We start from the raw sequence: 11275 nt of genomic DNA, 5'->3' as shown, positions 1-11275 counted from the left end.
CGGTTTCTCGTCCTATTTGCTTATACAGAGGCTAGTTATGTCACAGCCTCTTATTTTTTGCATTAAAACAACCACCTGACCCGAAGCCACTCTATAAAATAGAGTTATTAAATATTTTCATAAAATTCCTTGAATATTGAAAAATAATGTTTTATTATTGATTTGTAATTAAAAATTATTGTTTTTCGATATGAGGAGGAAGAAAATGAAGATTGATTATAAAAAAATAATTCGTTGTTTAATTGTTCTGATGAACATCGTTTTATTTTGTTCAGCATTAACACTTGTCATTTGTGCTGTCCGTTCAGTTTCAATATTATTTGGCGATGTCAAAAGCACCTTAGTAACCTCTGATTCAATGCTGATCTTGCAAGGCCACAACCACGTTTCAGAAAGTGCCATTGAAAATTTCTCGCGGATTCAGTATTCATTGAGCTTTTTAATCGGAGTAACGCTAGCATTGGCCGCTACCTATATTACGATAAAGGCTTTAAAAAGAATTCTTGAAAATATGCTTAAAGAAAAACTTTTCATTTTAAAAAATGCTTATCAGATGAAAAGGATTGTCCTAGCACAGATCTTAGCAATTCTTAGTGACCCATTTCTTTCTTGGGCTGATCGCCTTACTAGAAGTCAACTTGGACGCTCTAACTATGTTATTCAAAGTGATTTTGTTTCGGATGCGGTGCAATTGTTGTTTGTTTATATTATCTATATTGCGTTTAAGATGGCAATTCAGTTGAAAGAAGAAAATAGTTTAACAATATAACTCAGGAGGAAATGTTTTGATCAAGATTACTTTAAATGTTGTCATGGCAAAACGAAATATCTCTTCGACTGAGCTGGCAAAGTTGGTTGGTATTACACCGGCGAATATTTCAATTTTGAAAACTGGTAAAGCAAAAGCTATTCGTTTCACTACGCTCGAGAAACTCTGCCAAGCTTTAGATTGCCAGCCAGGCGATATTATCAAATACGAAAAAGATTAGAAATTCGGTTGCATAAACAAAATCTATGAGAATTTTCAAATATACCATACTTAAAAATCAAACAAGTTCGATCAAAAATACCCTTAAGCCTAGTAAACAGCAGGTAAAGGGTATTTCTGTTAATCTTTTTATTTTTTTGGATGATAAAGACCAAGCATGTTTACTAAAGCTCAGCATTTAATTAAAAAATCTGTAACAGACCTAATGGAAAACCTGAACATTGCTAATTGGAATCAAGACTGCTTCACTTTTCAATCCTATTCCATCTCAATTTTGTTTACCATATTGACAGCTTGTCTGCAATTTCCGCTATCTGCATATTTCCCCTTAACAGCTACTTGATTATAGTGATTTCCCCATTTTTCCATTGCTTCAATTACCGGAGCAAGGCTTTTCCCAAACTCTGTCAGCGCATAGTCTGTTTTAGGAGGTGTCACTGAATACACATTTTTTTTAACTACATTGTCTTTTTCAAGTTCATTCAATTGCAAAGCCAGCATTCTACTGGAACAATCTTCTATCTTTCTCTGCAGTTCGCCGAAACGACAAGTACCGTTCTTAAATAAGTGATATAAAATAACTGCTTTCCATTTCCCAGATATTATCTGCAAAGTGCTTTGGACTGGGCAGCCGTCTTGACATGCATAAATATATCTCTGCATAATTGATTTCTCCTTTCAATAATCAGCTTCATAGTAATAATTAATACAATAGTTTCAGTTGCATTTCAATCTTTTTGGCACAATATCTGCACTATAGCAACATTGTGAGCAGCTTACAAAAATTTCATTATTGAAACTTCTGTGGTCATAATTAATAATTACTGTGAAAGAAGGAATGCAAAAATGACTACGATAATGAAAGCAATCGGATTTAAAGAACATCTTCCAATCGAAAGCAAAAACAGTTTAGTAGAATTTGAGCTGCCTAAACCAGCAGCCAAGGGACATGACTTGCTGATAAAAGTAGAAGCTGTTTCTGTTAATCCCGTTGATACAGGAGTCAGGAAGAGTGGCCATGGTATTCTCAAACAGCCTAAGGTAATTGGCTGGGATGCGGTCGGCATCGTTGCCTCTACCGGTGATAAAGTTTCACTGTTTAAAGAAGGTGATCAGGTCTTTTACGCTGGTTCTTTTAAACGCCCCGGCAGCAACAGCGAATTTCAATTAGTTGATGAACGGATCGTTGGGCATGCCCCCAAAAATCTATCTATTCAACAAGCAGCAGCTATGCCTTTAACTTCTTTGACAGCTTGGGAAGCCCTTTTTGAACAATTAGAAATCGATCCACACGCTCAAACATTGAATCATAATAAAACAATTCTGATTATCAACGGTTCCGGCGGAGTGGGGTCAATCGCCGTTCAGTTAGCTCACTGGGCTGGATTAAAAGTCATTGCAAGTGCTTCGCGTCCTGAAACAATTGAATGGGTAACAAAACTGGGAGCTGACCAAACAGTCAATCATCGACAGGATCTGGTAAAAGAAGTTCGAAATCTTGGTTATAAATATGTTGATTTTATTTTGGAATTAAACGACTTGGATGGTCATTGGAATGAAATGGCTGAATTGATTAAACCCAGCGGCCGTATTGCCTCCATTACTGAAAATCGCCATCCAGTTAATTTACGCAAACTTACGCAAAAACGCGCCAAATTTGCATGGGAATGGATGTACACCAAGTCCTTCTACCAAACTCCTGATATGATCACCCAGCATCAAATTCTCGATCAAGTTGCTGACTTGTTAGACAAAGACATACTAAAAAGTACTTTGAATAAAACCTTGTCTCCCATAAATGTGCTAAATCTAAAAAAAGCGCACCAATTGGTTGAATCTAATCACATGATCGGCAAAGTTGTCATCAGTGCTCTAGAGTAGCCAACAAGTATTTTTATTTAATGAATTGCTTCATTCCACATCATCAAGCTGTATTAGTTTAGTTGCTGCCTGTCTCTTTAAAGGACCGATAAAGATTATGGCTAGCAGCGTACTCACTAATATGGCTGATTTTGTTGTCAGTAAAATCAATTAACGAAAATCCATCAAAATTATATTCTTTCTCTTCTTTTGCGTGAAAGAACCACATTACAATGAAAACACCAGAATCTGTTTTTTCAATATTGCTGATATCCCATTCTAAGACTGTTTGCTTTTTTAACATAGAATTTATCCACCCATTAAGCTCGTTTAAGCCACGGTAACTTGCTCCATTACATTCGCGGTAGTAAACATCATGTGTGAAAAAATATTCAACATTAGGGAAATCACGCGTGACCCATGCTTTAAAATATTCTTCGATGAGTCTCTCTAAACTAGACTGTCTCAAAACCATCATCTCCCTTAAACAAGTAATAAACATCTTATAATGTATTCATGAACATACCTATATCACCTTTTGCTCTTAATTTAGACGTTCAATTTGTTAGGACCATGCGTTGCATAATCACAGGTTGTGCTTGAATTGTACAACATTTTTTTACACTAGGTACTAATGCAACACTCAGCTATGTTAGAATATTAATATTTATTGCAAATATTTTCTCGCTGGTTATTGTGCATTTTTCAAATATGTATTTGAGGGAGTGAAATCTTTTAATGACTGAATATACTTGTTTCATATGCAAAGCAACTGTAATTGTATAAGGGCGTTTTTCCGCATATTTTATAAATTAGGAGAATCATTATGAAAAACGCCCAGAAAAATGTTCCATCCATTTTACTCATTATTGTTCTTATTGGATTCCCGCAAATCAGCGAGTCCATCTTTACACCCGTGTTGCCCGCTTTAAGGACGCATCTACATGTGTCGTCACAAACTGCCCAATTAACAATGAGCACATATTTTATTGCATTCGCCATTGGCGTTTTATTTTGGGGAACATTGTCTGATAAAATAGGCCGCAGATTAGCAATGCTTAGTGGAATTGTTATTTACCTATCTGGAAACTTAGGATTGTACTTTGCACAGGACTTCAATATTGTACTGCTTGCACGTTTGATTCAAGCCTTTGGTGCCAGTTCAGGTTCGGTAATTACTCAAACAATCATGCGTGAGGCTTATATTGGCACCACTAGATCAAAGGTATTCGCTAAAACCGGAGCAGCGATGTCACTGGCTCCTGCGCTAGGGCCTCTGATTGGCGGTTGTGCACAAACCTTTTTTGGGTATCGCAGCGTGTTCTCAACACTAATATTGATTGCTATATTGATTCTGCTTTATACAGGGTTTTACCTCCCAGAAACCCGAAAAACTGTGGTAAAAAGCACAAAGATTGGTATGCTTAAAATCTTAATCAGGATTATGACGGATAAGACAGTTTTAACATATGGTCTATTAGTCAGTGGAATTAATGGCATTCTCTTCAGCTACTACGCTGAAGCTCCGTTCATCTTTATTGAACATTTCAAAATGACATCAATTCAATATGGTTTGATTGGTATCGTTATTGCCCTATCAACCATTGCAGGTGCAATGGTTATAAACTATTATGTCCTTAAGTTTTCAAAGACATTTTTAGTAAAAAAGGGATTGTTTATTGCACTGTTAGGAACAGTCGGATTAATCATCGCAGCCGTTAGCAATTCAATGACTGGTATGATCATAGCTACATTTTTTACATTTTGGGGATTAAATATCACACTACCAATTACACTCGAACTGGCATTAGTGGGATACGAAAACATAATTGGTACTGCGAGTGGCCTTTTCAGTTTTTTATATTACCTTGTCATCAGCTTTTTCACTTATTTGATGAGCTTACTTCACAGCGGCTCAATCATAAGCCTTCCTATTTACGTTGCCACATTAGTTATACTCATGCTAATTGCTTATTCTATAGAGGTTAGAAGTGCGATAAAATGACCCTTTATACGGTTACGGCTTTTGTTTACGATTAGGTAAAAAAGCGCAGTCTAAGTCCAATCGACACGAAGTCCAAACAAAAATCTGGCGCATGCCAATAATAGTGATTTAACAAAGGATTGAGTCAAATACAAACATTTGACCCAATCCTTTATTTTAGCTTTGCATTATGTGAAGCAGCTTTTTAATAGTCTTCCTTTTATTTAAAGCCTAACGAATATTGGCACATTCCCTTTTTTCTATTTATCTGCACTAATGTAATCCAATAACTTGAACATAACTTGCTCATTATCTTCAGGTACCGGTGTTTTCAAAATATCAGCCGCAGTTTGTTTAAGTACTGATCCTTCGATATATGGGAAATCGTTAATCACCATTTCACGGACATTATCCAGCTGCGGTTCAAAATGAAACTGCAGTCCTATGATACGGTGGCCTATAACAAAACCCTGATTTTTTACTCTATCACTTGAAAAAAGCAATTCAGCTCCTTGAGGAATCTCAAACATTTCTTCATGCCAATGCAAAGCCAACAACTGTTTGGGCAAGTTTGGAATTGCCGCGCTTTGACGATAAACTGGTGCCCATCCAACTTCCTTTGCTGGTGCTTTGACGATTGAAGAACCTAAAGTTTTAGCAATCTGCTGCGCTCCATAACAAGCTCCAAACATTGGTATCTCCATGTCTATTAGTTGTTGAATAAGTATGCGTTCCTTCATAATCCAAGCCACATCATCATTAGGGCTCATCGGCCCACCTAAAATAATAAGCATGTCAGTCTCTTCAGCTTTGGGTAAAAAGCCAAATTGATATGGATGATAAATGTAAATTTCATATCCATGTTCCCGACCCCAAGCTGAAATTGATCCCGGTCCTTCATTAGGAGTATGCTGCAAAATGTTGATACGCATAACAATCACCTCTTTCTATATCAGCTAAATTGCCTGTCATCAGCCCAACAGATCTGCGATAAAATAATTTTAATTGGCCATCTTATTTAAAATGCCGTATCTAGAGGCCCAAGAAATGAACATAGAAGATGACAACAACTAGAGAAGGCAGCATATTAGCAATTTTAATTTTTGACTCCAAGAGCATGTTAATACCAATCAAGGCAATCAACGTGTTACCCACTAACGATATACCGGTCAGCATATCTGCGGTTAAAAAACTTTTGATGAACGTCGCCAGTAGAGTTATCCCACCTTCAAAGCAAAGCACTGGAAATGCAGAAAAGGAACAGCCGATACCATATGAAGATGCCAGCAACAGAACAATGATGAAATCAATTGATGATTTAGTGAATAAGATCGATGGATCGTGGTTTAGCCCATCTTGAAGCGCTCCAACCACTGCCATCGCACCAATACAGACAGTTAATGTTGATATAACAAAGCCTTCACTGAATTTGGAGTTTTGGCCTCGACTAAAACGCTGCGCGAGAAGCGCTCCAAGCTTGTTCAACCATGCATCTATATCTATCAGTTCACCAATGATTGTCCCAGCCGCCAACGAAATAACCAGCATAATTGCTCCAATTACTGTAATCGCATTATTTTTAATGACTAGCATTTTGCTCAAAGTACCAGAAAAACCAATAAATATAATTCCCAGTCCAATCGCTTGTAAGACCGTTTTTTGAATTTTCATCGGAATAATTCTTTGAAACAAATAACCTATAATTCCCCCAACAATAATAGCACTCGCATTAACTAAAGTTCCTATCCCCACCATAAGTGAAACTCCTTAAATCAAAGTATAAAAAAATAATTTTTATTCTACACTTTATTAAAACAGTTTTTCAATGAAAAAAATAGGCTTTATTTAACTAGTTTAGCTCAATCTATCTGATTACTGTGGCTTGAGTCACACCTTTAGGATAAACCTCTTCACCATGTTCATTATTAATGTATTTCTGATACCAGCGATCAGCCACAATATCCGGATCATTGGCTTTACGTGTCCTTTCTTTCAAAAAGGCTCCTAAAGAAATATGACCAACAAAGATATTTTTATCTTTCAAACTTTGGTCTAAATTCAAAATATAACTTCTTAGTGCAGCTTTGGCAACACTAAAATCAGCCATTTTAGGATTGGGATAAATAGCAGATAAACCAGTGGTAAACAGCAATGCACCTTTCTTTCTACGCAGCATACTTGGTAAAACTTCCTGCACAGATTGAATAGCTGCCAACAAATTTCCTTGCAAACTAGAGGCAAGGTTCTCTGGCCGCAGATCTTTAACATTGATTGGATTTTGATGACCCAGGTTAGGGCTGAACTCCATAATGTCTACTTGTCCGAACTTTTGGTATATTTCACTGAAACTGGTTTTCAACGAATTCAAATCATACATATCTGCCGTAAAGTAAGAAGATTGAATGTTATCTTTATTTAATTCCGACTGCAAAAGAGCAAGTTTAGCAGGATTACGCGAAATTAATATAACGTGATAGCCATTTTTCCCAAATTTTTTTGCTAGGGACAATCCCAATAATTTACCTGCTCCCACAACAACCATTGTTTTCATAATAATAGCCTCCCTTTGTTTATTCATATTATAATGACGTATGGCAGCAAAAATAAGTACGCAGTTTTAACTGCCCTAGAATACTGATAAGGAGATATGCTTATGTATGCAACTAACGATAATTGTCCTGTGATGTCATACATTGCCACTATTAAAGGCAAGTGGAAGCTCCCTATACTATGGCAACTATTCCATCAAAAAGAAGGACTACGCTACAACGAATTAAAACGAGAACTCAAAATTGTCACTAACATCATGCTGACCCAATCTCTAAGAGAACTTGAAAATGATGGGTTGATATACCATGAAGCCAGCCCACATGTTGTGTACTCTATCAGTCGATATGGAATTGAATTTGTTAACCAATTGTATAAATTGCCACCACGTTTTTAATCTTTTTAGACTTAATTGTGCTAGAAGTATTACTGACTCCATTTTTTATTTTTCCTTTCCCAAAGAGGACAGCTTGGCACCTAAACCGGCTAAAGTCCGAATAATACCAGCTAATAAGATAACACTACCCATCGATTGACCATGCGCTAACAGCAATCCGCCAAACCATGAACCAACTGGAATTGAAGCATATGAAACCATGCGTGTCACTGCGACGACACGTCCCAAAATCTTTTTAGGAACTGTTCGCTGACGCAAAGTAAAGTAAGTAATAACATTAATCGTGCCAAAAAAACTTACAAGACCTAAAATACCCCCTATAAAAATATAGTTTTGACTGATCAACAAGAACAATGTGCTTAATCCGGCTAAGATGGTACTTGATGACAATAGGAAACCAGCTTTAAAGCGATTAACGATTCTGCTCCCCACTAGACCCGCAACGAGAGAACCGCTACCGCCGATCGCCATTGCAATCGTTGCAGCAGTAATGGGATAATTTAATGTTTTAGTCATATAAAAAATAAAATTGGCTTCAAACATGTTGAGTGCAAAATTAGTGAATAGAAACATCATTGAGCCGCTGAAAATAACATGTTGATGAAAACTATATATGGCACCTTCTATCACATCATGTCCCAGTTCGCTTAACGGATGTCTTATTTTTTGCTGAACAGCAACAGTTGGCGTGGGCAGTTTAAGCAAAACAAACGCGGTCACTAGAAAAGAAATCATATCAAGCCATAAAGCATTGACCCCGCCCATTAGTGTGACTAATGAACCGCCCAGCAGTGGTCCTATAATTGATAGTGTATTATCAATTGTCTGAATAGCCGCATTAGCACTAGCAAACTGATTTTGAGCAATTATTTCTGGGATAATACTTTGAAAACTGGGGTGGATTAAGGGATCAACAGATGCCAGCAAAAACACAGCTGCATACAACAAGCCAAAGTTAATATCACTGCCCCGCAAAACAAAAATCAATAATAGACTAAATACAGCAGCAAAAATATTACCGGTAATCAAAATGTTCTTTTGAGTGTAATTATCTGCCAAACTTCCACCTATCAATGAGAAGAAAACCCAGGGAATAAATGATACCCCGAAAGTCGTCGCAGCATGATAGGCTGAACCAGTCTTTTCAAGAATAATAAGCGGTAAAGCTAGACGATACAGCCAGTCACCTAGTGAAGAAATCAGGAACCCCAGCCAAAGATAAATAAATTTTGAATTATGTGCAAGCAATTTTATTCCCCCTAATTAAACCTTGTATGGTAGCTTTAATTCTAAGTCAGAGTTAAAATTAAGAATAAAAAATTGCATATAGGTTAAAATAAATGATAAAAATAGGTCAAACATTCAAAGAATTCAGAACCAGCAAAAATATCACACTTCAAGAAGCAAGTCAGGGAATCGTTTCGGTCCCCTTTTTGTCTCGTTTTGAACGTGGTCTCACAGATATTTCATTTACGCACTTATTAGAATTACTGAATCGTATCAACGTCCAATTATCCGAACTGGAGTTTTTGTATCAGACCAGAAATACCGCCGGTAATGATCTATTACCCAATTTTCAGCGAGCTTATCAAAGTGGCGATAGCGCGCAGCTGCGAGAATATCTGCATGCTTGGCAAAGTCGGTCAGGAAGGTTTGCCAAACTGCAAATTATTCAAATAAAAATGATGCTCACAACTTTAGGGGCTGCAAGCATCACTGACAATGAACTATTGGTTCTTGAAGATTATTTTAAAAATATCAGCAACTGGACTTTTTTCGAACTATATTTGTTCGGTCACTCTATTCCATTTTTAGATAAAGCGTTCATGTTTACCTTGTTTGAAGAACTTCAGAAAAAAGAAATCATCTATGAGAACTTCAGACATGATAATTTTTCCTTGCTGTTTTACATTTATAACAACATCATTTTATTTCTCCTTGACAGCAGCGATTCCCTTGAAATTGCAGAATCACTAGTGACTAAACTGGAGACCTATTTCAAAAATCAGGATAAGGACTACTATCACCGGACACGAATTTTCAATTTAAAAGGTCTAACTCTTTATCTTAGGGGGAAAAAGAAAGAGGGTTTAATACTGCTTAAAAAAGCAAATCTAATTGCTCATTTGACTGAACATGAGCCCCAATTCTTACTAAACGAGAAGAATTATCTGGCAAAATATCTAACTGCAAAAGAAATAGATTATATTTTTGACTTTTCAGATATACATATCTAGTTTATACAATCATAGGAACTGCACAGGGTTCACTGATTATTGCTTTTCACTTTTTTGAAGTAGCCTTGCTGTGCGTACAACAGCATTGCTAAAATTACTCCGATAACAGTGAAGGCAGCAATGCCATAAAAACCTGTAAAATTTTTAATGAGTATTCCCCCGAACACCCCGCCAATTGCTTCGCCAAGATACATCGCCGCATTTGATAACGAAGAGATCGTGCCACGCGCATTGCCTGCCTGCGACTGCAGTGTGCTCATGAACAATGGGAAGATCGCCCCGCCGATCAGATAAATAAAAGCTAAGATTATTGTTGCTGCAATTGCTGATGAAGAGAAGGGCAAAATTAGATAACCTGCGATAAACAATAGAAATTCCAGCAAAAATGCTTTTGGTAAAGTAAAAATCTGCACTAAGTGGGAACCTATAAGACTGCCAATAAATTGTCCAGCACCGATAATTAAAATAAGACTTCCGATTGAAGCAACCGGCAGCGCAAAACTTTTTGCAAACCATGTTCCGATAAACGAGAAACCACAAAAATTAGCTGTTTGAAATAATAAATAAGAAAATAATAATTTCAACACCGATTTATTTTGGGAAAATTCTTGATAGATATTAACTGAATGCGGTTTAGCCGTCGCTTCATTCAAGTCTGGCATATAACTAATTACTAAAATAGTCAGTATTAACGCGATACTGCCCACAAAGAAAAATGGAAAACGCCAAGACCAGCCGGCTAGGTAACTGCCTAAAGGTACCCCAATAATTTGTGCAATTGCTAAACCCGAAGTTGCGTAACCCATAGTTTTCACCACTTGCTCTTTAGGAAACAGTAATGGGATAGCAGCCCAGATTTGCGGTCCGGCAGACGCTGCAGCGACACCGGCAATAAAACGCGTAAGCAACATTATTGGAAAATTATTAGCTAAGCCGCAAGCAGCTGTTGCTAGTGTAAAAACAGTTAATCCAATAATCAGAATTTTTTTGCGATCATACTTATCTGAGATAGGTCCAACAATAAGTGCTGATAGCATATAGCCAAATGCGTAAGAACTAACCATGAATCCAGAAATACTAGTTGAAATTCCATAGTACTGCGTTAAAGTTGGCAGTAAAGGTGATACTAAAAAAGTATCCGTTCCAATTACAAACATGACTAGGAAGAATAAGAATGAGAGTCGACGATATTTCAATATTTGCCTCCAACTGTTTTATAGTTTTATTATTATCAAACAATTATCCAAAAAAATAAGCACTAA

13 protein-coding genes are annotated in these 11275 nt (G+C 36.8%); 6 read left to right on the top strand and 7 right to left on the bottom strand.

Annotated elements, in window-relative coordinates; translation table 11 throughout:
- Positions 1–205 precede the first annotated feature (205 nt).
- Both FD20_RS06685 and FD20_RS06680 read left to right on the top strand, forming a co-directional pair.
- Positions 206–769 (top strand): DUF2975 domain-containing protein, encoded by a 564-nt coding sequence (locus FD20_RS06685; protein ID WP_057736980.1) that lies wholly within the window; start codon positions 206–208, stop codon positions 767–769.
- 16 nt (positions 770–785) lie between these two features.
- A complete protein-coding gene (locus tag FD20_RS06680) occupies positions 786–989 on the top strand; it encodes a helix-turn-helix domain-containing protein (RefSeq protein WP_057736978.1) in 204 nt (67 codons plus the stop codon).
- Positions 990–1246: 257 nt separating this feature from the next.
- Here FD20_RS06680 and FD20_RS06675 read toward each other — a convergent pair whose 3' ends face one another.
- Entirely contained in the window at positions 1247–1651 is a 405-nt protein-coding gene (locus FD20_RS06675; protein WP_083489065.1) for a winged helix-turn-helix transcriptional regulator, read from the bottom strand.
- Between the two features lie 195 nt (positions 1652–1846).
- Here FD20_RS06675 and FD20_RS06670 point away from each other — a divergent pair, with 195 nt between their 5' ends.
- Positions 1847–2869 carry a zinc-binding alcohol dehydrogenase family protein gene (locus FD20_RS06670; RefSeq protein ID WP_057736993.1) on the top strand — a complete coding sequence of 341 codons (1023 nt, stop codon included), beginning with the start codon at positions 1847–1849 and terminating at the stop codon, positions 2867–2869.
- Positions 2870–2927: 58 nt separating this feature from the next.
- On the opposite strand, the gene FD20_RS06665 is transcribed toward FD20_RS06670, so the two are convergent.
- Complete coding sequence (locus FD20_RS06665) at positions 2928–3317, bottom strand: nuclear transport factor 2 family protein (RefSeq protein ID WP_235807726.1); 390 nt, start codon at positions 3315–3317, stop codon at positions 2928–2930.
- A gap of 357 nt (positions 3318–3674) precedes the next feature.
- Here FD20_RS06665 and FD20_RS06660 point away from each other — a divergent pair, with 357 nt between their 5' ends.
- Positions 3675–4853 (top strand): multidrug effflux MFS transporter, encoded by a 1179-nt coding sequence (locus FD20_RS06660; protein WP_057736975.1) that lies wholly within the window; start codon positions 3675–3677, stop codon positions 4851–4853.
- Positions 4854–5092: 239 nt separating this feature from the next.
- On the opposite strand, the gene FD20_RS06655 is transcribed toward FD20_RS06660, so the two are convergent.
- The 3 genes from FD20_RS06655 to FD20_RS06645 all read right to left on the bottom strand — a co-directional run bounded on the left by FD20_RS06655 (position 5093) and on the right by FD20_RS06645 (position 7383).
- A complete protein-coding gene (locus FD20_RS06655) occupies positions 5093–5764 on the bottom strand; it encodes a type 1 glutamine amidotransferase (RefSeq protein ID WP_057736973.1) in 672 nt (223 codons plus the stop codon).
- Positions 5765–5864: 100 nt separating this feature from the next.
- Positions 5865–6587, bottom strand: a complete 723-nt coding sequence (locus tag FD20_RS06650) for a DUF554 domain-containing protein (protein ID WP_057736971.1) — start codon at positions 6585–6587, stop codon at positions 5865–5867.
- A 109-nt stretch (positions 6588–6696) separates the two neighbouring features.
- The gene (locus tag FD20_RS06645; protein ID WP_057736969.1) at positions 6697–7383 is read right to left on the bottom strand and encodes an SDR family NAD(P)-dependent oxidoreductase; all 687 of its coding nucleotides are present in this window, start codon (positions 7381–7383) and stop codon (positions 6697–6699) included.
- A gap of 102 nt (positions 7384–7485) precedes the next feature.
- Between FD20_RS06645 and FD20_RS06640 the strand changes: the two genes are divergently transcribed.
- Positions 7486–7776: a winged helix-turn-helix transcriptional regulator gene (locus FD20_RS06640; RefSeq protein WP_057736967.1), complete on the top strand. Its 291-nt coding sequence runs from the start codon at positions 7486–7488 to the stop codon at positions 7774–7776.
- Between the two features lie 45 nt (positions 7777–7821).
- On the opposite strand, the gene FD20_RS06635 is transcribed toward FD20_RS06640, so the two are convergent.
- Positions 7822–9024: an MFS transporter gene (locus FD20_RS06635; RefSeq protein WP_057736965.1), complete on the bottom strand. Its 1203-nt coding sequence runs from the start codon at positions 9022–9024 to the stop codon at positions 7822–7824.
- A 92-nt stretch (positions 9025–9116) separates the two neighbouring features.
- On the opposite strand from FD20_RS06635, the gene FD20_RS06630 reads away from it, so the two are divergent.
- On the top strand, positions 9117–10013 hold the full coding sequence (locus tag FD20_RS06630) for a helix-turn-helix domain-containing protein (protein WP_057736963.1): 897 nt from the start codon (positions 9117–9119) through the stop codon (positions 10011–10013).
- Positions 10014–10042: 29 nt separating this feature from the next.
- Here FD20_RS06630 and FD20_RS06625 read toward each other — a convergent pair whose 3' ends face one another.
- Entirely contained in the window at positions 10043–11209 is a 1167-nt protein-coding gene (locus tag FD20_RS06625) for an MFS transporter (protein ID WP_057736961.1), read from the bottom strand.
- Between the last annotated feature and the right edge of the window lie 66 nt (positions 11210–11275).

It is taken from the genome of Liquorilactobacillus uvarum DSM 19971 (assembly GCF_001434935.1).
In the GTDB taxonomy this organism is placed as follows: Bacteria; Bacillota; Bacilli; order Lactobacillales; family Lactobacillaceae; genus Liquorilactobacillus; species Liquorilactobacillus uvarum.
Note: the sequence above shows the minus strand (reverse complement) of the source record. Positions and strands in the feature narration are given on the sequence as shown.